The following is a 22,060-nucleotide window of genomic DNA, read 5'->3' on the forward strand; positions in this document are numbered from 1 at the left end:
TCCCGACGCGCATTCCGGCGCGGTACTTCATGGCGTGATCATCGGTGTCTCCTGCACGCATCGGAACGAGGAGCGAACCGCCGTGGCGCTGACCGTGACCTTCACCGGGACGACTCCGCTGAACCCCGCCGAGCCGGATTCGCCTCACCTGCTCTGGACCTACAGCGTGCAGGCGACCCCGCCCACCGGCGTCGACACCGGCCAGCGGATCGCGCTCGCGCTGCCCGCGGACATCGATCTGCGGGATCCCCGGCGCTATCCGGACGTGCAGGCGCTCAACGGCGCCTTCCTCGACCGGGAGGCGGGCGGCAGCCGTCAGTACGCGGGCAAGGTGATCAGCTCCTCGAGCAGCACCCAGACGATCTCGTTCGTCGCTCCGGCGGCCAAGGTCGACCGGGAGCTGTTCCTGGTCGGCGCGAGCGGCGCCGGTCGTCCGTGGACCGTCCTTCCCTTCGCCGTCACACCGGGCGGGTCGAGCGCGCCCGTGCAGACCTTGCCCGGGCCGTCCGCGCGGCGGCGAGTCACGACCGGCAGGCCGCTTACGGAGTTCGCCGGCACGCTCCCGTACGCGAGCGAGTCCTTCGGCTTGATCCAGCCGTTGCTCGGGTGGCGTTCCCAGCGCACGGTCGCGCGGTTCGTCCAAGGGCTCAAACGCGCCGACGACGCCCTGCTGGCGACTGTTTCACAGGCCATCCTGCCGCAAGCGGTGTACGTGTCGGGCGGGATTGGACTCGAGGACGCCGCCGCCTCGGGTGACTCGCTCATCCTCAAGACCGGCGGTACCCCCGCGAACCGGCTGTACAGCCCGCTGATCATCTCGGTGCTGGCCGATCTGATCCAGGCCCAGGTCCAGAACAAGAACCTCCGCGATCCCGCGACCTGGTCGCCGATGCTGAAGCGCGAGAACCTGGACACCCTGCTCGCTTCGCAGGTCGCCACTGAGGTGTTCCGCCGTGCCGGAGCCGTGGAAACCGACCCGGAGAAACGCACAGCGCTCATCCAGAAGATGGGGGCGAAGGAGTCGATGGTCGCGGGGCTCCTGAACTATCTCGCCGAGCAAGGTCTCGTGCCGACACTCGCCGACCTATTCTCCCCACCGGAGCAGGGTGTGCCGGACACGAAGCAGTTCCGCGGGCTGCAGCGGTTGCTCGATCCGTTGGAGACGCTCGGCCGAGGCGAGGCACTCAACCGGGTCAGCCTTTCGCCCGTCGGGATCGTGCACCTCTTCCGCCAGTTCTTCTTCGAGTTCGACACCTTTCTCGGCCCGCCCGTCCAGCACGTGTGGCTCAGCCCCGGGGGTTCGGTGGAGCTGGTCGAGGCGCATACACGGCGCACCCTGGTCGAACGCACCGTCGAGGAGAGCCTCGATACCACTCAGCGCCGAGAGAGCGAGAGCAGGCTCGAAGACGAAGTGTCGACAGCGGTCAAGGAAGAGAACGAGCACAGCACGAAGCTCGGCTTCTCGGTGTCCGCGAACCAGCGCTGGGTCTGGGGCGACGCGAACGAAACCACCACCATGGACATGAGCGACACCCAGAAGCAGGCCCGCGAACAGACGCACAAGCAGATGCGGCAACAGAGCGAACGGCTGACCACCGAGATCAAGCGCAGTTTCAAGACCACCTTCCGTACCGTCACCGAAACGACGGACACCTCCAGCCGCCGTTACGTGCTGGCGAACAGCACGGACGAACTCATCAACTACGAGCTGCGCCGCAAGATGCGGCGGGTCGGTGTCCAGGTGCAGGACCTCGGTACCCAGCTGTGTTGGCAGTCGTTCGTCGACGATCCGGGCGCAGCACTCGGGCTGGCCAAACTGGTCCACCTCGCGGCGCCGCCGGACGCGAGCGCGGTCGCCCCCGCGAACGAACTCCCTCCGCCGGAGGAGTACACGGAGGACGTCAAGGTCATGTTCGGCTATCCGTTCAACGGATACGTCCGTCCGGTCGCAGGTGGCGGGCTGGGCTTCTGGATCGTCGACGTCGAGCTGGCGCCGCGGGACGGCTACGAACCGATCAGGGTCGGTGAGCCCAAGTGGACCAACGAGGTCGCGGCCGTGAAATTCAAGCTGAACCGGGCACTAGCGGACGCTCCGGATGGGGTCCCGGAACCGAGGAAGCCCGCGCTGTCGGTCTATCTGTACGAGTCGCACGGCAAACGGAACGAGTTGTTCGCGTTCACCGTCCCGGTGACCTACCGTCCGACGGAGGAGAAACGCAAGCAGGTCGCCGACCAGAACAAACTGCTGGCGGGCAAACGGGATCTCGAGCTGGACCAGAAGCAGCGTGAGGCGTACCTCAAGGCCGCGCACGACCGGGTGGGGGCGGCCAGCAAGGTCCAGATCCGGGACTACGACGTCCTCCGTGAGGAAGAACGGGTCGTCGTCTACCGCAGGCTCCTCGAGCAGCTGATGCAGGTCGACGGCGAACAGCCGACCCAGCCGGTGATGCAGCACAAGCTCGCTGAGCTGATCAGCTCGATGTTCGATGTGGACGCGATGCTCTATTTCGTCGCGCCGGAATGGTGGCGCCCCCGCCTGCACGAGGCACATCCGACGTTCGCTCCCGAACTCGACCGGCTGGGCGACCCGAAGCTCGAGACGCCGGACGGGAAGCCGGTACGCGACCCGGCGATGCGGATGGCGGTCGACCGCGTCATCCGCAACAGCCCCACCGGACTGGACGAGCATACGGTCGGCTGGTCGAACGCGGAGGACGCGCAACGCCCGGACAACTACTTCATCACCGGCGATTCCGCCCCCGCGCGGATGGGCAGCTCGCTCGGCTGGGTCCTTCAGCTTGACGGCGACCACCAGCGCAACGCCTTCCTGAACGCGCCGTGGGTGAAAGCGATCGTCCCGATCCGGCCCGGCCGAGAACTGGCCGCGCTGAACTGGCTCGCCGACCCCAGCATCGAGAACGCCGAGGGGCTGGACGACCTCTACCAGCCGGCCGCGGCGGGGGAGAGCAACAAGATCCTCAAACGATTGCAGGGCCATCCCTGGACGGATCCCGAGCTGACCAGCCGGTATCGAGACCTCGACCCGGCCGAGCTGACCATCCGCGACGTACTGCGGTACGTCGCCATCACCGTCCTGGCCAAGCACGCCGAAGGCAGGGAGGTGGTCACCGAGCAGCTCGAATCCGGGGTCACGCTGAACTACCTGCGACCGGATATGGTGCACGAGAAAGGTTTCGACCCGCTGGACAAGGGTTTCAAAGCACAGAGCGAGCGTGGCTACGAGGTTTTCGACCAGTGGATCGAAGTCGTGCCGACCGACCAGATCGCCGTCGCCGAGGTCCATTACGACCCGAAGACCGGTCAGCAGGTCTGACGCGTGATGGACACTCCTCGCATCGACCCGCCCACCAAACCCGCCCGACCGCGGATCGTGCCGCCTGCCAAACCCGCGCCACCGGTCAAACCGTCCGCGCCGGTTGCGCGGCCCACCCTCGATTGCGCGCGTGACGCGGCCGAGCTCGCCAAGCTCCCTCGGCCGGAGCCCGGCCCGCAGCGAGGGCAATCGAGGGCGGGCAGCCGATTCCCGCCCTCGGCCGGGCAGGTGGTGGGCTACGTCCACGGACGTTGCTGCTTCAACGACATAGCCGCGGCGATCAAGACCGCGACCTCGCCGGAGCACCGGATCTACCTCACGGGATGGTGGCTCGCGACGGACACCTGGCTGCTGGACCGGCCGCCACCACCGGACCGATCCGCCTATCTGCTCAGTGACCTGCTGGCCGCCTCCCGGGCTCAGATCCGCAGCATGACGTGGAAGCCTCCCTTCGTGAAACCTCCCATCCCGGACAACAAACCGTGGGTGGACTTCGTCAACGGGCTGCCTCATGGCGCCGCGATCGCGGACGCCAAACTTCCCGGTCCACAAAGGACGGACGGCACCTCGCTGTGCCTGGGCGTGCATCATCAGAAGATCGTCGTCGTGGTGGGGGAGTCGGGGACGATCGCCTTCCTGGGAGGTATGGACCTCAACAACACCCGGCTGAGCAATCAGGGCGTCGAACCGTTGCACGACGTCCACGTCCGGCTGACCGGCCCGGTCGCGGCGCAGGTGCTGCAGACGGTGCGGGAACGCTGGAGCGATCATCCCGACGCGGCCGGCCTCGAGGTGGCCAAGTTCCAGGCCGACCCGAAGGATCCGTTTCGGACCGCTTTTCCCGCCACGCCGCCGGTGGCGGCCGGGGTACCCACTTGCACGCTGGCGCGCGGGGAGAAGGTGCCGGACCGGCAGGTCCTGATCGGCCGTACCTACGCGGAGATGCGCAAGTTCAGCCGTCCGGACGTCTACGCGTTCGCCGCGGCGGGCGAACACACCGCCCTGAACATGGTCCTCGACGGCATCCACAAGGCGCGGCGCACCATCTACCTCGAAGACCAGTACCTGACCAGTCGCATCATCCGGGAAGAACTGGTGAAGAAGGTCCAGGAAGACGGCTTTCAGCACCTGCTGATCCTGCTCTGTAACTCCGACGCCATCGCCAACGAGGAGTTCCCGCAGCTGCGTATCTACCGCAACGAATATCGCCGGGATCTCCTAACCGCCGATCCGAGCCGCTCCCGGTGGAGCATGTACGCGCTCAAACCCTGCCCGGGACCCGCGCGCCGACCTTTCTCGGGTGAGTACGTGCACTCGAAGACTTGGATCTTCGATGACACCTACACGATCACCGGATCGGCCAACTGCACCGATCGCAGTTTCACCTTCGACACCGAGATCGTGGCCGGAATCGGCGAGCGGGGGTTCGTGCGGGAGGGACCCGACCAGTTCTCCATGGCACTGCGGATGAATCTGTGGCACAAGCATCTCGGAGTGCCGCACAACCTCGTGCGTGACTGGGGCGCCGGGCTCCGCCGCTGGAAGTCACCACCGCCCTCCGCCATGGTCTACGACGCTTCCCAGCTGGAAAACGACCCTGACACGAACACCCCGTTCGGTACCGACGCCGACGCGGTGGAACGCTCACGGCGGGTGTTCGACACCGACGGCCTGAAGTAGCAGTTCGCGTGTTCGCCCGACTCGGCTAAACGACCGTTCAGGGCCGCGGGGCGGTGAGCTGCTCCACCGCCGCCTCGATGTTGACCGCACCGGCTCCGTAGGTGCGGATACTGGCTTCGATCTCCGGAGTCACGTCGTGCGGCATCCCGACGGCCACCACGATCGCGTCGGGCCGGGCGGCCAGGGCCTCGGCGAGCCGGGCCGCCTGTCAAGGGGCATGCTCCTGCTCGTCCGTGAATGGCGGTTCGGCTGGCTGGGCGTCATCGCTTGGCCTGGAGATCTCCTGAGGTCGGGGGTTCGCGGCGATGCGATCAACGCCAGGAACGTCACCGCACGCGGGGGATTGAGGTAAGCAGAGCGCTGTGGCAGTGGTTAGCCACAACGGGTTGGGCTGGACAGGGGCTTCGGTTCCGGAAATCCCGAAGAGAGCCGTGATCGCGTTCAGGATCTCGTTCTCCAGCTCCAGCTGCCGGTTCTTGCGGCGCAGCTCGGCGAGTTCTCTTTCTCCGTGCTGGTCAGCCGGGTTGTTGTGCCGGTCTCGTCGGTGTCGGCCTGGGCCATCCAGTTCCGTAGGTAGGACTCGCTGATTCCGAGATCCTTCGCCAGCGCGGCGATCGGTTTGTCGCCCAGACGGGCCAGCTCGACGGCACGCTGACGAAACTCAGGCGGGGTGTGGTGCAGGCACCAGAACATCCTCCCTGGTGACCGGCGGTCACCTTCAGGTGAGGTGTCCGGACAACGGGGGAAGCTCACGTGAGGCGCAATGACACTCCGCGACGACCGACCTTCTCCGGTGCGGCAACGATCTACACATCGGCTTCCGATTCGTCGCCGGTATGCTCACGGGGACCGTCATCCCGCGACGGAGCCACCGGCACCAGTCGCCCTGTTGTTCCAGACTGATGGGGGAATGCCTCCGCATGCCAGCCAGCGGGCCACGCGTGTTTGTGCTTCACATTGTCAACACGAGCTCCGTCAAGCGCTATCTCGGCCTTGTACGTCGTCTCGCCCAATAAGGCATCCCCGTTGAACTTCGCCTCCTTGAATGAGACATCCTTCTCGAACGTTACTTCGACGAACTCGGCGAACCTAGCGAACCTCGCCACGCTGAACCTGGCGGACTCGTTGAACGTTGCCCTTCTGAACCAGGCGTCCCCGCCAAACGTCGCCCTGGTGAACGCGGCGGGCCCGCCGAACATCGCCCTCTGGAATGCGGCGGACACATCGAATTCCGCCTCGTTGAACGACGCGTCCCCGCGGAACTGCGCCCGGCCGAAGAAAGCATCCCCATGGAACTGTACCTCGCTGAACGTGGCGGACCGATCGAACGTCGCCTCGGTAAACAACGCGTCCTCGGCGAACGTAGCACTGGCGAAGTGGGCGGGCCCGTCGAACGTCGCCTTGGTGAACTCAGCGGGCCAGCCGAACGTCGCCTTGGTGAACGCGGCGGACCGGTCGAATGTCACGTCGGCGAACGTGGAAAACCCGCCGAACTGCGCCCCACCGAACGAGGCATCCCCGCAGAACGTCACGTTGCGGAACGTGGCAGAACCCTGGAACTTCGCCCCGGTGAACTCAGCCGCCCCGTCGAACGTCGCCCCGTCAAATGAGACATCCTCCTCGAAAGTCGCCCAACTGAACAACGCAACCCCATAGATGATCATGTTTCGAAAGTCCGCAGATGCGACCTGAAAATTGGTGAAGTCTACCTCAACGAGGACCGCATCCCGGAGGTCGACGCTGATTTTCTCCCAGAACGCGTCAGATGAGCCTTCTGCCCCCGATTCCCTTCGTAGATGGCGATGCAAGATCTGCTGCGCGGTGCGGCGCACATCCAATTCCAGGCGGCGGGCAGCGATCTCGTCATCGGCCCCTGCTGAGACGCTTTGCTTCGCTTGATCGGTGGTCGCGCTCACCGAGAAAAGCCTGGCATCCACTCCGAGTGCGGACAGATTGGACGGCGGCTGGTAGGGAGCGCGAAGGTACGCGCAGATCCGGTCGACCACGGTTTGTCGCAGCGTCGGGTATTGCTCGGCGAGTCGTTCCAGGTCGGTGAGTCCACCGATTCGGACGGCTGCTTTGTCGCTGCCGAGTTGCTCGCTGGCTTGTGAGGACAGTGTGTTGATGTGGGTGGCTTCGTCGTTGTGGAGTTGCCGGTGATGTTCCCGCTGGCTCAGGCGTAGTCGTTCGACGGTGACAAAGGCGGCGAGGATCGCGAGCACGGCGGCGGAACTCTTCCATCCGATGTCGAACGCGTCGCGATGGTTGGCCGGCGTGTCACCCCACAGCAGCACGGTGATCGTGATGCCCACAGCGACGCTGACAGCCAGGGTCACCCACACCCAGACCCACGCGAACTCGCGCAGAGACGGACCTTTTCTCCTGCTCTTCATCCAGCTATTCCAGCACAGCGCGCTACGCAGGCACGGGTAGATCCGCCCAGTCCGGTCGCACTGTCTCGGTAGTGAACACCCGTGGCCTCGGCTAGGTACACCCAGCCGGGGTGGAGGTATTCTCACGCGGGAGCCGATCTGGCTTAGCGTTCACTGACTCTGTTTTCTGTGACATGAATGTGTCCGGTCGTCGCGTTGGCCAGGTATGCGGATAGGCTACGGGCAGTTTGGTGGCGCGTAGGGGCGTCGCTCGATTCTTTGAAAGGCTGTGTGGATGGCTCAAAAGGTTAGTGTTCAGATTATCGATGACCTCGATGGCGGTGCGGCGACGCAGACGGTGCCTTTCGGGCTCGACGGTGTGCAGTACGAGATCGACCTCTCCGACGAGAACGCGCAGGCGCTGCGTGACGAGCTGGAGCGTTACGTCGAAGCGGGTACCCGCACGGGTGGGCGCAAACTCCGGGTCGCGGCGGGCCAGTCCACGGGCGGACACAGCCGTGCCACGACGTCCACGGATCGTGAGCGTAACCAGCAGGTCCGGGCGTGGGCGTCAGCGAACGGCTACGCGATTGCCGATCGTGGGCGTATCCCGCACGAGATCTACGAGGCGTTCAACAGCGCCGGGCCGGTCGATGACGTGGAACCGGAACCGGTGGAGGAAGCACCGGCGAAACCGGTCCGCAAACGCGCGCCCCGGAAGAAGAAAACAGACAGCTAACAGGTTCCTTCGGCGGTGCCGGATCCCACCCCGGCGACATGGGCCGTGACGGTGGCCGCACCGTCAGGCGAAGCGGCTGCAGCGCGTTCAGCCACCGCTGGCTGAACGCGCTGCCGATGCTGGCCCACTGAGCCTGTCTGCCTGCGAGATCCGTGGTTCGAAGACGCCCCTTCCGCACCGCGCGAGTCGCAGTGGGCCGGGTGGCTTGCCGATCGCGCGGCCCGCGCGATCGGGGGTCGCCGGTGTGATCGTGCTGCTCTACGCACAACCGCTCAGCCGAATCGTCCGGCTCACCGTCGACGACCTCACCCGCGACGGCGACCGGGTCCTGCTGCGCCTCGGCGGACCGCCCTCCCCGGTCCCGACACCGGTCGCCGAACTACTTCTCACCTGGATCGGCCAGCGCGACAACATGAACACCGCCACCAACCCGAACTCCCGCTGGCTGTTCCCCGGTCGACGCGCCGGGCAACCGATGCACCCCAGATCGCTCGGCGCGCTGGTGACCAAGCTCGGCGTCCCCACCACGTCCGGGCGCACCGCAGCCATCCGACAGCACGTGCTCACCATGCCCGCACCCGTGGTCGCCGACGCCCTCGGCTACCACCCGGTCACCACCACCAAGATCGCCACACGAGCAGGAACCACCTGGAACCGCTACGCCCCAGGCGATCACTCACCGCCACGACCACGACAAACCCGCGACAGTTGAATACGCGACCTCACCAGTTGCTGCGATGGTGGCGGTTCCGGGCCTGCCAGTGGGAGACTTGGAGTCGGGTGCGGACCGTCGCTACGCTCCGGACGTCCGCCGCATCCGCCCGACTCGGCACGTGATTCACCGATGCGCCAGTGGTTCGGCTCCTCGGCACGTCCGGCACGTCGGCGGGAACCGGTCACCCGAAATGAGGTCACATGGGCAACGCCGAGGTCAACCCGAACCCGTCGCTTCCGATATCCCGCCGGACCCTGTTGCAGGGAACCGGGCTCGCCCTCGGCGGCACGGCCCTGGTCAACGGGACCGCCGACGCGCACCCACCGGGCGTTCCGGTCCCGGGCCCTGGCAGCCCGGTGCGCCCGATCCCGGTGCCCGAGCAGGTTCCGGCTACCCAGGGCTTGTTGCAGGTGCCCGGGGCGCGGCTGTGGTACTGGGACACCGGCGGGCCCGGTGAGCCGGTGGTTCTGCTGCACGCTCTGAGCGGCAGTGGCGAGAGCTGGCCGTACCAGCAGCCGTACCTCGCCCGTGCGGGGTACCGGGTCATCGGCTACTCGCGTCGGGGGTACGCCAACTCGCCGGTGCAGGACCCGAACGACCCGAGGACCGGCATCGAGGATCTGCACGACCTCGTGGAGTTCCTGGGGGTCGGGAAGTTTCACGTCGTCGGCGTTGCCGGTGGCGGCTGGTACGCGATGGACTACGCGCTCAACCACCCGGACCGGTTGCACAGCCTGGTGATCGGCGCGTGCGTGCTTCAGGTCCGGGAGCGGGACTACCAGGACATGGTGGAGCGGTTGCGGTCGCCCGAGGTCGACGCGCTGCCCATCCACTTCCGGGAGTTGGGCCCGTCCTACCGCGCGATCGACCCGGACGGTGTCGCCAGGTGGCTGGACAGCCATCACCGGGCCGGGCCCAACGGGATCGTCCAGCCCAGGGCGACCTCGCTGAGCTGGGCCGTGATCGAACGGCTCACCGTGCCCACCCTGCTGCTGTGGGGGGACGCCGACCCGCACACCTCACCGCCGGTGCAGCGTCTGCTGGCCGGGCACTTCCGCAGGGTGAGCACGATGGTGGCCAACGAGTGCGGGCACAACGTCCACTGGGAACGGTCGGACGTGGTCAACCCCGTGCTGCGGAACTTCTTCCGGGCCAACCGGCACTGACCATCCGGGCCACGGGGTGATCCAATCGGGCCCGCCGAACGTGTCGTGGGATCGCTCTCACACCCCCTCAAGCCCGTTGGATGGGGTGTGAGAGGCCAGGGGTAGCGGAACAGGAACAAGGGACGGGCGGCGGAGGGGTTCGGCGGTGGCCGAACTACTTTGACGCGCGCACCAGTAGGGCGCTCCGGCCGCCCGGCGTTCAGGGGGCGGCCCAGCGGGACAACATGAACAGCGCCACCAACCCGAACTGCCGCTGGCTGTTCCCCGGCCGACGCGCAGGACAACCGATGCACCCCAGATCACTCGGCACGCTGGTGACCGGGCTCGGCATCCCCACCACCACCGGACGCATCGCGGCCATCGAACACCACGTCCTGACCATTCCGGCCCCGTGGTCGCTGACGCCCTCGGCTACCACCCCGTCAAAATTGCCACGAGAGCCGGAACCACCTGGAACCGCTACGCCCCAGGCGACCACGACCCTGCCCACCCTGAAGCACACACCGATCACTGGTCACACTGGCGACGACGCCACCAAACCCACGCCCGCCACAGCCACTACCAGCGACAACACCCCAAACATCCCAGACTGCGGCTGCCGTACTAGATGAGTGATTTCGTGAAGTCGCGTGAAGTGTGACTCCGCGAAGGAAGCCTCGCTTAAGCATCCACAAGGACACTAGTTGTCCCGATTTGTCCGATCGATCATCGATGCGGAAGCCCCTCAAGGACTTGACCTGCCCGGGTGGCCGACTCGGTCACGAACGCCCCTTCGGCGCGAACCACAGTTGTGAAGGCCTCCTTGCCTATCTTGAGGGTGAGCAAGGAGGCCTTCACACCTTGACGATACGAACATACGACATCCAATCGGACGATTTGATTCGAAAATCATCCTTTGTGTACAGTCGTAGCACCTCGTTGAGCTTCGTGTGATCTTCACGGAATCAACCGGCTAGCTTGCCACCGATCGCGGCGAGGTCTGTTTTGACCGGTGACGGGGTGATCGCGATCGCCGTTGGACCGGCGCCGGTGGAGATAGGGCTGCCGGGGGTACTGGTCGCTATCGTGATCGGTGTGACGAGGCTGCTGCTGTGGTGGGTGACGTAGGCGGTGACGCCATCCGGGGTGAACGCGACGGCGGTGGGGCCGGGGCCGACCGGGATGGTGGTACCAGTGGTGTTGGTGGCTACCTCGATAAGGGTCACCGATTCGCTTAATCGATTGGTGACGTAGACGGTGGCACCGTTCGGCGTGATCGCGACCCCGCAGGGGCCGTCGACAACGGGGATGGCAGTGCCCGCGGTGTTGGTGGCTGTGGCGATGGGGGTCACCGAGCCGCTGAATCGGTTGGCAACGTAGGCGGTGGCGCCATCCGGCGTGACCGCGATCCCCCAGGGCCCGCCGTCGACGGGGATGGGGGTGCCCGCGGTGTTGGTGGCCACGGTAATCGGAATCACCGTGCCATCGTCGATGTTGGTGACGTAGGCGGTGGCGCCATTCGGTGTGATCGCGATTCCTAAGGGGCGGCCGCCGGTGGGGATGGGGGTGCCCGCGGTGTTGGTAGCCACATCGATGGGGGTCACCATGCCATCGCCGAAGTTGGTGACGTAGGCGGTGGCGCCATCCGGCGTGACCGCGATCCCCCAGGGCCCGCCGTCGACGGGGATGGGGGTGCCCGCGGTGTTGGTGGCCACATCGATGGGGGTCACCGAGTCGCTGAATTGGTTGGTGACGTAGGCGGTGGCACCATCGGGTGTGATCGCGACCCCGGAGGGGCCGCGGTCGACGGGGATGGGGGCGCCCGCGGTGTTGGTGGCCAGATCGATCGGAGTCACCGAGTCGCTGCTGAAGTTGGTGACATAGGCCGTCCCGGTGGCAGCCGCGTAAGCGGTTCCCAGCATCAGCGCGGACACCGCCGGCGTCGCGACCAGGCTCGCGAGGACCATCAACGCCGCGGTGAGCAGCGACAGCGCCCGCCGCCCCGCGGGCACCCGAACAGCCGACCTGCCGAGCGCGCGGCGACGCAGCAGACCCGCTCTGAATTCCCGGGGCTGTGGCCCGCCACGAGAGAATTGCGCCATGGGTTCTCCTCCTTTCAGCGCACCCGTGGCGGCCCCTTTTGGCCCAGAACCGCGAGGTTCACGAGTGCCCAGTGTCCGGCCGGCGCACAACCCCGGACAACCGGGATTCGACGAAGGCCGCAAGCGCTCACGCTTCGCTGCAATCACAACTGATCAATAGAGGCAAAAGGCATCAAGAAATAAGTCGGCAGACTCTGGCGGAACACGCATCCACTCTGCTATGTGATAGCAACTACGCCGGATGTACCAGTATAAACGGTGAATTGACAAACTTCCAGGTCGTCGTCCGTGACGGCGTGCGGTATCGGCAATCGTGGTCGGTGGCCCTGCCCTGTAGGCTGCGATGACGCGGGACGCGGCACCGACGCGCTTCGACACGCCTGCGGGCTGCCGCTACTTGTGTGATCGATCGTTTCTGCTGTGGCCGTGCCTGTCTTCGAATCTGGATGACTGTTCTCTCTGCTGGTGACTTGTTGGTTCGTTGTCATCCACTCTTTCATGTCGGCACATTCGGGTGATTGATGACATTCGCCAGGCTGTTGTCGTCCGCGCATTTCGGGGCGGGCCGTAGAAATGTTCCCATTGGGTCGATGATGCTCTGGGTGTCCGCTCGCATAGCACAGGTTTCCGCGAGGAGACGATCAGCGGGTGCGGCGGCGTCGGTGGTGATGGCGGCCGGGTTGACTCTGGTGGCCCGACGCCGGTGAACGGCGGTGCCGTCTAACGACGACTTCGCCAATGTCCAGGTCGGGTCGTTCACCGACAGCCTCGACAACACCGACGCGACAATCGAATCCACGGCCGGATCGACCTTCGACTCCATCGTGGGCGTCTACACCGGCGCGAACCTTGGATCACGATCAGCGGCATGAGAGTGCGTCCGTTGCGGACGCTGAGGACGGGCAGCATGATTGGCTGCGTGCGGGTGTCAGCGTGTCGGTCTCATGCGTTGAGCAGGCGGACTGGTGTTACTTCTTGGCTGTGGGCGATGACGTCGAACCCTTCGACAAGCGAGCCAACGGACAGGTGGTGTGCGGGGTCGTAAATGGGGCCGATCAGCCGGATCTTCGCCGGCTGAGGCTGTCCGGCGCGGGATTCCGTGCGGGCTCGATCAGATCGTCGAGCGGAGGCGTCGTCGGTGTCCCGGTCGGTACCAGCCGGGAAGGCCGCCCTTTTGGGCAGTGATTCTCGCCCGTTTCGGGGCCCGGAAGCGATCATGTTCGATGGGGTTCTGGTGTGGGATGGACGGATATTCCGATCTCGTTCAGCAGGAGGATGCGTGAGCAGTGTGGTAGCGCGGCATGTCGTTGTGGCGGACCATATTCCGGTACCCGGCTACTCTGACGGCGAAGGCCAGGTGGACAATGCGGTGTGGCATACCGTGAATGTGTATGGCGGACTAAACCAGATTTCGGTGGTGATCAGTCAGTGGCCAAGCGGGTGACTGACTGAAAATGCTTTATTGTCACGTTTGGATGATCGCTAGTCAAAGTCGAAGTCTGATGAATCGAATTATTCGAACACCGAACTTGGGATAGAAGTTGATCTTGACATCGGCGCGGTACTGGAGCGCCTAAAGCGCGTGAGGGCGGCCCGGGAGGCCCTGATGGTCGAGGTGGGTTCGTGAACCGGCGAAGTATGCGTAGTCGACTAAATATCTATCACTAAGGAGTGTTATGAAAAAGATGAGTTTGTTGCTGGCGCTGCCTGCCGCCTTGTTGCTGACGGCGCTGATGCCTCTCGGGGCGTCGGCGTCGGTCCCGCACCGGGGGCCGACGTCGGAGTTCGAGGCCTACGTGACCTTGTTCAACCAGACCAACCACGTCCTGACACGCAAGGCGTCCCACCTTGACCATGGGTGCTGGAACACCGAACCATCCAGCCAGATCCAGCCTCGTACCGCGGTCTACTGGCGGTCCGATAGCTGCGGGGCTTTCACCGGCACCGAAGGCTGGGTGACCTACACCATCGAAGGATCAGGGGGCCAGGGCTACGCCTACGCGCACTGGAACCTTCCCTATTTCGGCTCTAATTCCTTTGACGGGACAGCCGGCGGGCTGTTCACGATGACCGTCCAGGGAAATAACGAACGCCATGCACAGGTCAACTATACTCTCAAATGTGTCATTCCAGGCTGTTAGGATGAGCGAGTGATCCGACTCGTTCTCACTGGTAGCGTTACGCGACTTCCGTCGGTAAGGAACGCAACGCCTGCGGGCACGACCCTCGGCTGAGCGCTCGAGACGCGTCCGTAGGCGCGCACCTATTTAGCTGCCCAGGGAGTGGACGCTCACGTAGCGGGATGTAATTCAAAGAACAGCGGCGCTCTGGTCCCGCCGGTCCAGCACTGTGTCCGGCGGGACGCAATTCGTTACTCGCCGAAAGACGAGCCCAGCACGGGTACTCGGGTCTCGGCCGGCACCGCCCGCACGGATTCGAAATCGGGCAGGGATCGCTCGGCGTGGCTGGCCGCATTTTCCCGCACGAGGGATCATTCGCGCACAGCGGACGATGATCTCACCCGGCTCGATGCTGTCAAAGCAATGAGTAGCTGCTTAACTCCGGAGTCCGGCGCGCAGGGCGCGAAGCTGACCATCCACGACTGCACCGGACGATCCGAACAGCAATGGAAGCTGTCCGCACAGACCGGCGGCTCATTGGGCAGGCCGACCACTGCCTCGACCTGGTGGAGCAGGTCGCCGCGCGGCGCAGAGCTGGTCGGTACCGGGCACAGGAGCGGTGACGGTCGCGAATCGTTGCCTTGACATCTACAACAGCGGCACCGCGAACGGCACCCCGGTCGGCGTGTGGGGCTGCCACGGTGCCGCGAACCAGCAGTGCGTCTCCAGACCTGACGGCACCCTGGTCAACCCGATGTCCGACAGGTGTCTCGACGCAGGCATCGAGAGCCAGGTATTGCTGCTCTACGACTGCCATGCCGAACCGTGGCAACGGTGGGCACTGCCCGCCGGGGATTGAAGTTCATTCGGCGTCAGAGTGAGCCGGTAGCGAAGGGAACGGTGTACCAGGCCACCATCGCGACGGCGGCGCGCCTGCGCGCGCGGGAACTCGAGCGAAGACATCCGAGTCGAAAGGCATGCAACTCTACTCGAGGATGCCGCGGTGGCATAGATCAGCGTCGACGACCACTGTGGAGAGGTCGTCGCCCCGCTCGCGGCGAAGTCGCCCGGACCCGCTTGACAACTCGTACAGCTGGAGCGCCGTCCGATGTGGGTTTCGGAGTGCATATCGGAGGCAAAGAAGCAACGGGCATTCGAGCGAATCGGCTGTTCGTGGAGTGAGTGCCGGAGCTTCTCGGGTAAAGGCGTCTTCGGGGGATTTTCCCAGGAAGACTCTGTGTGGTTCACGCGGATTTAACCGGGTGGTCCGGCGGGCGGGGGAGTGCCAAGCTCGTTTGACAGAGTCTTTGCAATTCCTTTACCTTGGTGAGGCGATGATCAATCCACATCGCGTTCCCCGAGCACTCCGGAGGCACGGTATGAACGAGCTGGCCAAGAAAATCGCCCAGGACAGTGTGTGGACCAAGTGGGTCGCCGTGAACTCGGCGCCGGCCGCGAACAAGGACGGCTGCATTTCGCGGGCCAAGGAGGGTTGCATTTCGCGATCGCAGAGCCGCAGCTCCTGACGGACTCCCGGCCGGTGGTCGGCGATCGCGATGCGGTCGCCGGCCACCGGTGCGGCATCACACGACGGGTGACCACGATGAGCCAGTCCATGACTGATGTGGCCGAGATGATCGACCAGGTCCGCGATATCCCGCTTTACCGTGATTCTGTACGGACCGGGGAGTTCCCGGTGCTGGAGAAGTCCGCCATCGCGGACGGGTTCCCGGACAACTGGATGACGCCGAAACTCAGGGCGGCCCTCGACTCGGGGGAAGCCGAGTTCGTGCTCTCCACCGGGACGAACCACGCGCGAATGCAGTTGATCCGGCCGCCGTACTTCCTGCTCAAATCCTATTACCGGCTTTGGAGCGAGCATCCCGAGCTCGCGCGCACCTGGGAGCTCGGTTGTTCGAGGGTGTCGATCACCACGGTGCTCGCGACCGAACACGTGGCGAGGGTCAACGCCAGGGCCCGTGGCGAGACAGCGCCCGAGCACCCGACCCTGGCGGATCGGCGCCTCGATGACCGCACCGTCTATCTGAACCAGACGCTGGATCCGGCGTTGTGGCGCCGATCCGACGTGGAGCGCATGCTCGACGAGATCGAGCAGACCCGGGCGGCCCATCCGGAGGGTCGTTACCACTTGGACTGTTCGAGTTATCACCTCGCGCACCTGGTGCTCAAGGCGCGCGCATGGGGCCTGGATGACCGGTTCCCCGAGCCGGACAGCATCATCCACGCCTACGAGTACACCCCGGACAACGTGTCCCGGTTCCTGCGCGCGCGGTTCGCCTGCCCGATCGTCGATCTGTTCGGCAGCACGGAACTGGGCTATCTGTATTACAGCGACGGTCAGGCCGCCTATCGTCCGTACCTCGACCAGATGAAGGTCGAGCTGATCCCGGTCGAAGAGGGCGGCAGCCTGTTCAGCGTGATCGTCTCCAGCGTCCGCAATCCGTACATGCCGCTCATCCGCTACCGGTCCGGCGACTGCGCGCGAACTGTCGACGGCAGCCCCGATCCCACCCGGATATCACGGTTCTGCGGCAGGGAGAAGGAACTCGTCCGGGTCGGTGACACGCTCGTCTGTCACGGTGATCTCGATCGCTGGACAGGCGAATGCGCGCCCTCGATCTTCCTCTATCGGCTCCGAGTCGGTGAGGGCTCCGACGCGGAACTGGAATACACCACGTTCGACGGGGTACCGATCGATGCGGCGGATTCCGCCGTGCTCGTCGACGCCCTGTCGGAAAACCTTGAGCTTTCCGTGACGCCGGTCTGGCGTGAACACATCCCGATCGGGAAATCGGGAAAGTATGCCTGGCTCCATCCCGAATCCCGGAACACTTAGGAGAATCGTGCCTCTTGTCTCCGAGTCCGACCTGCGTTCTCTGCTCGGTGAGCCGCTGTACGCCGAGGTGGTCGAATACTTCACCGTAAAGACCGGCGAACCGGTCGAGTACGTGGAACGGCAAACACTCGAATGTCTCCGCTACCTCTATCTGGTCTCCGCGCACCAAGACGAACTCGCGGGTCTGTTCCTCCCGGTCGAGCAGGAGATCGACGAGATCTGGCACTACCTGATCCTGCAGACCAGCGAGTACCGGGAAGTGTGCGGGCGGCTTCCCGGGCGCTTCTTCATCGAGCACCGCAGCATCAGTTACGGCGAGTACCAGGAGGAACCGCCCCGAGAACAGGCGGCGGCCGAGGCGCTGCGCTGGATTCCCCTGTATATCAGCGAATTCGGCCCATTCGACGAAGGCGCTTTGCCTCACTGGACGATGGTGCGGTTCCTGGTCGAGGAGCTGGGCATGTCCCTGGAGCAGATCGCCGAACTCGACGCGGCGGCCGTCAGCTGACGGCCTTGCCGCGGAAGACGTATGAGACCGCGGCGCAGGTGAGTAGCTGGGCCACCAGGACGAACCCGAAAGCCGTCGCGTGGCCGTGGCTCAGCGCCACCGAGAACACGGTGCCGAACACGGCCACACCGACGGCCATCGACCCCTGTTGCGTGGTCACCAGCACTCCGCCCCCGACACCCGCGTAGGCACTGGGCACCGCGCCGAGCACCGAAATGTTCGCGGCGCCCACCACCAGGGCCTGCCCGAACCCGATCAGCGCCAGCCCCGGCAGCGCGGTCCACACAGCACCACCCAGCCAGCCCAGCGGCAACGCGGCGAGCAGCCAGGCCACGCCGAGTCCCTGCACCAGCGCGCCACCGGGAACGACCCTGGCGCCAAACCTGGCACGCAGCGGCGGAACGGTGAACGAACCGATCAAGAACGCCAGCGACATCGGGACCACGGCCAGCCCCGCAGACAACGGGGAGAGGCCGAACCCGTGCTGCAACGTCAAGGGCAGGGCGAACAGGAAACCGCCCCACGCGGCGAGGAAGGGGCCGAGCATCAGCAGGCCGCCACGCACCCGCGGCTCGGTGAGTACCGCGGGCGGCAGGAGCGGCACCATGCCGGTCCCGGCCACCCGCTTCTCCGTGCGCCACAGAACGACAGCGGCCACCGGCGCCAGCAACAGCGGCACGATCGCCCACCACGGCCAGCCGAGCAGCGGGCCGCGGTTGACCGGCACGAGTACCAGCAGCACCATCGCGCCGAGCAGCGCCGTACCCCGCAGGTCGACGCCGACCGGGTAATCCGACCTGGACTCGGGTACCAGGAACCAGGTCAACGCCGCGGCGGCCAGCCCGAGCGGCAGGTTGATCAGGAACAGCAGACGCCAGGACATGCCCCAGAGATCCACCTGCAGGAGGACGCCACCCAGGAGAAGGCCCAGGATCGCGGCCAGTCCGCTGACCGCGGCGTACCGGCTCATCGCGCGGGCCCGGCGTTCGGGCGCGACGGCCGCCTGGATGGTGCCGAGCACCTGAGGCGGGATCAGCGCCGCCGTGACGCCCTGCGCGATCCGCGCGGCGACCAGCCACCCCGCGGACGGAGCGAGCGCGCACAACGCCGACGTGAGCACGAACCCCAGCAGCCCGAACATCAGCACCCGGCGCCGCCCGAACGCGTCACCGAGCCGTCCGCCCAGTACGAGCAGCAAGGTGAACGCGATGCCGTAGCCCGCGACGACCAGTTCGAGATCGGCGTTGCCCGCGCCCAGATCCCCGGCGATCGTCGGCAGCGCGACGTTGACGATGAAGGAGTCCATCATCGGTAGCAGCGTGGCCAGCAGCACGACACCAAGCCCGAGGGACGAGAGCATCGGGTGTTTGGCGCGCCCGAGCGGAGCGGTTTCCTGATGGCTCATCGCGTCACCGGCCAGGCTCGCTCGCGCGGGACAGGGAGAACCCGCGGTAGCCATCCGCGGCCACGGAGTCGCAGATGCGGCGGTAGACGTCGAGCCCGCCCGAGTACGGCATGAACACCCGCGCCTTGCCGTCGATGTTGGCACCCGAGTAATAGGAGTCGGTGTGATGGTAGAGCGTCCGGCTCGCGGCCGCGGCCACCTGACAAGCCCAGTCCTCCTGGGAATCCGCCTCGGCCTCCGCGGTCAGCAGGTCCGCCGAGCGCAGCGTTACCAGCAGGTCCCTGATCCAGCCGACGTGGTGCTCGATCGCCCGGAGCATGTTCGACAACACCATCGTGCTGCCGGGACCGGCGATGGTGAACAGGTTCGGGAATCCGGCGACCGCCAGACCGAGATAGCTCTTCGGCCCCTTCTCCCACTGCCGGGTCAGCGACACACCGTCCCGTCCGGTGATGTTCATCCGCGTCAACGCTCCGGTGAACGCGTCGTACCCGGTGGCGAAGACCAGCACATCGAGGGGGAACGTCTCGCCGGTGGTGCGGACACCGTCCGCGGTGACTTCCTCGATCGGCTCCGCGCGAAGGTCCACCAGCCGCACGTGATCCCGGTTGAACGTGGCGAAGTAGCCGTCGCTGACGCAGAGCCGCTTCGTGCCGATCGGGTACCCCTTCGGCACCAGCTGTTCCGCGGTCTCGGGATCGGTCACCGTGGCGCGGATCTTGTCCCGGACGAAATCGGCCAGCAGCGCGTTCGCTTCGAGATCGCGCCCGGTGTCGGTGAAGGCGGCCACAATCGACGTCCCCCCGAGGGCCCAGCGATCCTCCAGCACGGCCAGTCGGGTGCCGTGGCCGGTGTCCAGGATCGGTTTCCCGGTGCCCGGCACCACGTGCCCGAACCGGGTCGTGCTCGCGAGAGCCACCCGTTCGTCGTACTTCGCGGGTTCGGCGGCCTGCTCGGCTTCGGTCAGCGGGCGGTTTCCCGCGGGCACGCTGAAGTTCGGTGTCCGCTGGAAAACCACGACCTCGGCGGCCTGCTCGGCGATCTCAGGGAGCACCTGGATACCCGACGAGCCGGTGCCGATGATCCCGACGCGTTTGCCCGCGAGATCGACCGGTTCGTGTGGCCAGCGGCCGGTATGGAACCTTTCGCCACGAAACCTCGAAATCCCCGGGATTTCCGGTGTGTGCGCAGCGGACATGCAGCCGACGGCGGTGACCAGGAACCGGGTCCGCACCGTGTCCCCGTGCTCGGTGCGCACCGACCAGACGCCGCCCAAGGCGTCGAAGTCCGCGGCCACGACCCTGGTTTCGAACGTGATGAGCGGCAGCAGCCCGGCTCGGTCCGCGAAGTGCTCGGCGTAGCGCAAGATCTCCGGCTGGGCGGCGAACCGCTCGCTCCAGACCCAGTCGCGGTGCAGCGTCCGGTCATGGAGGAAGCAGTAGTCGACGCTCTCGATGTCACACCGGGCGCCGGGATATCGGTTCCAGTACCAGGTTCCACCGACACCACTACCGGTTTCGTAGGCATGGCAACGGAATCCTGCCTTCTTCAGTTCGGAGAGCATATGCAGCCCGGCGAATCCGGCTCCGATCACAAGGACGTCGTAGTCGATCCGCCCGCGGTCACCCAAGGGGTCCTCCTTCACACGCCTCCGAAGCGCTTTCCCTGTCCGTCCGGCCGACCCTACCCGCAAAAAGGATCTTCTGGACAGATCGGTCACCCGACTGTTGAAGTCCAGTGACTTCCCCTGCGCTACGCTGATGCCGTGGAACGAGTCATCGGCCCGTCCCGCTGGTCGCCACGAGTGCTGCCCAGTCTGTTCGGGCAGGGGAGGGCAATCCGGTGACCAGGGTCTTGATCTGTGACGACCGGCGTGACGTCCGGGAAAGCCTCACCCGCGCGGTGGCCGCCGTGCCCGCTGTCAAACATCTCGACTGCGTCGCGCGCGCCGACGAGCTCTCGATCCGATATTCCCGTGTACGTGCCGATTTGGTCCTGATCGGCACCCGGCGAGCCGCGCCGGACGGCCTCGAATCCGCCCGGCTGCTCATCGCGGCCCATCCCGGCGCCAACGTCGTCGTATTCGGTGAACCGGACGACATACCGGCCATCGTGACCGCCATCGCCAGCGGTGTCCGCGGCTATCTACGCTGGGAGGCCTCGCGCCCCGAGGTCATCGCCGTGCTCGCCGCCACACTGGCGAGAGTGTCGATCCCCGCTCCGCGAGAATCCTCGACGTCCGGCGTAGAACTGAGCGAACGTGAACTCCAAGTGCTTCACGGGCTGAGTGAGGGAAAGAGCAACGGGGAGATCGGCCGCGAGCTCTCCCTGTCCGGGAACACCATCAAAACGCATGTCCGTAGCCTGTTCGGCAAGCTCGGCGTACGCGATCGCGCGCAGGCGGTCGCGCAGGGTTTCCGTTGCGGCTTCATGCTTTGACATCGCCTCGGCCGGCGCCCCCGCCTCAGTCGTGAGCGGCGTGAAAGTCGATGGTGCAGTCTGTCGAGCCGGTCGTAATTCCAGGTGTTGGCGCAGCCCGCGGGTGGTGCACCAGGATCGCTCTCCGGGCTACTCGGACGCGGGCGAGGTGGTCGGCGCTCCGGCTGATCTCGTCGGTGCACTCGGCCAGCTCATCGGTCGCTTGGTATAAGGGCCCGGCCAGGCGCCGCAGGTGTCCGTCGTGGGCGGTCTGCAGCCGCGCGGCCATCGCCGCGGTATGTTCGGCGAGGTCGTTCTGGTGGGTGCAGGGCAGGCCGGGCAGCCTAGGTGCTGCGCTAGCGGCGTGACGAGGGGCGGGATCGGCGTGTTCGCCGGGTAGCAGAGCAGGCTTTGCGGCCTGTACTGACTCCGCGCGGCGATCGCGCCGACCACATCGCACGTACCAGGGTGGCACCGGACAACCCGGGGAAACTTAGCGGCTTGTGTCGTGCCCTCCACTCCTGTCGACCGGAATTGAGTTCCGTGGAGTCTGGCAACCGCCCGGACGCGAGTGCTGGAATCGTGAGCCACTCCTCGAACCGGTCAGCCGGCGGTCATGGCGGTGATCTTGACTGCCACTGAGTACCGCTGCCCGGCTGGCGACC

General features: G+C 65.8%; 18 protein-coding genes. 12 read left to right on the forward strand and 6 right to left on the reverse strand.

From position 1 onward, the window contains the following. Positions 1 to 82 precede the first annotated feature (82 nt). Both BS329_RS20860 and BS329_RS20865 read left to right on the forward strand, forming a co-directional pair. On the forward strand, positions 83 to 3,334 hold the full coding sequence (locus BS329_RS20860) for a hypothetical protein (protein WP_143253135.1): 3,252 nt from the start codon (positions 83 to 85) through the stop codon (positions 3,332 to 3,334). Between the two features lie 6 nt (positions 3,335 to 3,340). After that, positions 3,341 to 5,014 (forward strand): phospholipase D-like domain-containing protein, encoded by a 1,674-nt coding sequence (locus BS329_RS20865; protein WP_084750022.1) that lies wholly within the window; start codon positions 3,341 to 3,343, stop codon positions 5,012 to 5,014. Positions 5,015 to 5,455: 441 nt separating this feature from the next. Here BS329_RS20865 and BS329_RS20870 read toward each other — a convergent pair whose 3' ends face one another. Further along, on the reverse strand, positions 5,456 to 5,707 hold the full coding sequence (locus BS329_RS20870) for a transposase (RefSeq protein ID WP_076162927.1): 252 nt from the start codon (positions 5,705 to 5,707) through the stop codon (positions 5,456 to 5,458). A 113-nt stretch (positions 5,708 to 5,820) separates the two neighbouring features. Then, positions 5,821 to 7,407, reverse strand: a complete 1,587-nt coding sequence (locus BS329_RS20875) for a pentapeptide repeat-containing protein (protein WP_076162928.1) — start codon at positions 7,405 to 7,407, stop codon at positions 5,821 to 5,823. 274 nt (positions 7,408 to 7,681) lie between these two features. Between BS329_RS20875 and BS329_RS20880 the strand changes: the two genes are divergently transcribed. The 3 genes from BS329_RS20880 to BS329_RS20890 all read left to right on the forward strand — a co-directional run bounded on the left by BS329_RS20880 (position 7,682) and on the right by BS329_RS20890 (position 10,006). After that, a complete protein-coding gene (locus BS329_RS20880; RefSeq protein WP_076162929.1) occupies positions 7,682 to 8,125 on the forward strand; it encodes a histone-like nucleoid-structuring protein Lsr2 in 444 nt (147 codons plus the stop codon). Between the two features lie 205 nt (positions 8,126 to 8,330). Further along, positions 8,331 to 8,837 carry a site-specific integrase gene (locus tag BS329_RS41940; protein ID WP_084750025.1) on the forward strand — a complete coding sequence of 169 codons (507 nt, stop codon included), beginning with the start codon at positions 8,331 to 8,333 and terminating at the stop codon, positions 8,835 to 8,837. A gap of 203 nt (positions 8,838 to 9,040) precedes the next feature. After that, positions 9,041 to 10,006 carry an alpha/beta fold hydrolase gene (locus BS329_RS20890; protein WP_076162931.1) on the forward strand — a complete coding sequence of 322 codons (966 nt, stop codon included), beginning with the start codon at positions 9,041 to 9,043 and terminating at the stop codon, positions 10,004 to 10,006. Positions 10,007 to 10,950: 944 nt separating this feature from the next. Here the strand turns inward: BS329_RS20890 and BS329_RS20900 are convergent. Together BS329_RS20900 and BS329_RS42710 are read right to left on the reverse strand one after the other, a co-directional pair. After that, entirely contained in the window at positions 10,951 to 12,087 is a 1,137-nt protein-coding gene (locus BS329_RS20900) for a beta-propeller fold lactonase family protein (protein ID WP_084750028.1), read from the reverse strand. 496 nt (positions 12,088 to 12,583) lie between these two features. Beyond that, positions 12,584 to 12,910, reverse strand: coding sequence for a hypothetical protein (locus BS329_RS42710; RefSeq protein WP_143253136.1), 327 nt, complete (start codon positions 12,908 to 12,910; stop codon positions 12,584 to 12,586). Positions 12,911 to 13,366: 456 nt separating this feature from the next. Here BS329_RS42710 and BS329_RS43460 point away from each other — a divergent pair, with 456 nt between their 5' ends. The 6 genes from BS329_RS43460 to BS329_RS20920 all read left to right on the forward strand — a co-directional run bounded on the left by BS329_RS43460 (position 13,367) and on the right by BS329_RS20920 (position 17,572). Beyond that, positions 13,367 to 13,531: a hypothetical protein gene (locus tag BS329_RS43460; RefSeq protein ID WP_158075820.1), complete on the forward strand. Its 165-nt coding sequence runs from the start codon at positions 13,367 to 13,369 to the stop codon at positions 13,529 to 13,531. 241 nt (positions 13,532 to 13,772) lie between these two features. Continuing rightward, on the forward strand, positions 13,773 to 14,228 hold the full coding sequence (locus BS329_RS20905; protein ID WP_076162934.1) for a hypothetical protein: 456 nt from the start codon (positions 13,773 to 13,775) through the stop codon (positions 14,226 to 14,228). A 532-nt stretch (positions 14,229 to 14,760) separates the two neighbouring features. Beyond that, positions 14,761 to 15,066 carry an RICIN domain-containing protein gene (locus BS329_RS20910; RefSeq protein WP_084750031.1) on the forward strand — a complete coding sequence of 102 codons (306 nt, stop codon included), beginning with the start codon at positions 14,761 to 14,763 and terminating at the stop codon, positions 15,064 to 15,066. Positions 15,067 to 15,586: 520 nt separating this feature from the next. Beyond that, positions 15,587 to 15,733 (forward strand): hypothetical protein, encoded by a 147-nt coding sequence (locus tag BS329_RS43930; RefSeq protein ID WP_167480022.1) that lies wholly within the window; start codon positions 15,587 to 15,589, stop codon positions 15,731 to 15,733. Positions 15,734 to 15,822: 89 nt separating this feature from the next. Next, positions 15,823 to 17,064 (forward strand): phenylacetate--CoA ligase family protein, encoded by a 1,242-nt coding sequence (locus BS329_RS20915; protein WP_076162985.1) that lies wholly within the window; start codon positions 15,823 to 15,825, stop codon positions 17,062 to 17,064. A gap of 7 nt (positions 17,065 to 17,071) precedes the next feature. Continuing rightward, a complete protein-coding gene (locus BS329_RS20920; protein ID WP_208619246.1) occupies positions 17,072 to 17,572 on the forward strand; it encodes a glycine-rich domain-containing protein in 501 nt (166 codons plus the stop codon). Here the strand turns inward: BS329_RS20920 and BS329_RS20925 are convergent. Both BS329_RS20925 and BS329_RS20930 read right to left on the reverse strand, forming a co-directional pair. Beyond that, positions 17,565 to 18,977: an MFS transporter gene (locus BS329_RS20925; RefSeq protein ID WP_076162937.1), complete on the reverse strand. Its 1,413-nt coding sequence runs from the start codon at positions 18,975 to 18,977 to the stop codon at positions 17,565 to 17,567. The genes BS329_RS20920 and BS329_RS20925 overlap by 8 nt on opposite strands. Positions 18,978 to 18,981: 4 nt before the next feature. Beyond that, a complete protein-coding gene (locus tag BS329_RS20930; RefSeq protein WP_244197237.1) occupies positions 18,982 to 20,607 on the reverse strand; it encodes a flavin-containing monooxygenase in 1,626 nt (541 codons plus the stop codon). A gap of 212 nt (positions 20,608 to 20,819) precedes the next feature. On the opposite strand from BS329_RS20930, the gene BS329_RS20935 reads away from it, so the two are divergent. Continuing rightward, on the forward strand, positions 20,820 to 21,416 hold the full coding sequence (locus BS329_RS20935) for a response regulator transcription factor (RefSeq protein ID WP_076162939.1): 597 nt from the start codon (positions 20,820 to 20,822) through the stop codon (positions 21,414 to 21,416). Positions 21,417 to 22,060: the final 644 nt, after the last annotated feature.

Origin of the sequence: Amycolatopsis coloradensis (genome assembly GCF_001953865.1) — a bacterium.
In the GTDB taxonomy this organism is placed as follows: domain Bacteria; phylum Actinomycetota; class Actinomycetes; order Mycobacteriales; family Pseudonocardiaceae; genus Amycolatopsis; species Amycolatopsis coloradensis.

Bases quoted from the DNA above. Each gene is read 5' to 3' on its own strand.
- BS329_RS20890 (WP_076162931.1), top strand. From the start codon at position 9,041: ATGGGCAACGCCGAGGTCAACCCGAACCCGTCGCTTCCGATATCCCGC.
- BS329_RS42710 (WP_143253136.1), bottom strand. From the start codon at position 12,910: ATGGAGTCGAAGGTCGATCCGGCCGTGGATTCGATTGTCGCGTCGGTG.
- BS329_RS20880 (WP_076162929.1), top strand. From the start codon at position 7,682: ATGGCTCAAAAGGTTAGTGTTCAGATTATCGATGACCTCGATGGCGGT.
- BS329_RS43930 (WP_167480022.1), top strand. From the start codon at position 15,587: ATGAACGAGCTGGCCAAGAAAATCGCCCAGGACAGTGTGTGGACCAAG.
- BS329_RS20900 (WP_084750028.1), bottom strand. From the start codon at position 12,087: ATGGCGCAATTCTCTCGTGGCGGGCCACAGCCCCGGGAATTCAGAGCG.
- BS329_RS20870 (WP_076162927.1), bottom strand. From the start codon at position 5,707: ATGTTCTGGTGCCTGCACCACACCCCGCCTGAGTTTCGTCAGCGTGCC.
- BS329_RS20915 (WP_076162985.1), top strand. From the start codon at position 15,823: ATGACTGATGTGGCCGAGATGATCGACCAGGTCCGCGATATCCCGCTT.
- BS329_RS20865 (WP_084750022.1), top strand. From the start codon at position 3,341: ATGGACACTCCTCGCATCGACCCGCCCACCAAACCCGCCCGACCGCGG.
- BS329_RS20905 (WP_076162934.1), top strand. From the start codon at position 13,773: ATGAGTTTGTTGCTGGCGCTGCCTGCCGCCTTGTTGCTGACGGCGCTG.
- BS329_RS20925 (WP_076162937.1), bottom strand. From the start codon at position 18,977: ATGAGCCATCAGGAAACCGCTCCGCTCGGGCGCGCCAAACACCCGATG.
- BS329_RS20875 (WP_076162928.1), bottom strand. From the start codon at position 7,407: ATGAAGAGCAGGAGAAAAGGTCCGTCTCTGCGCGAGTTCGCGTGGGTC.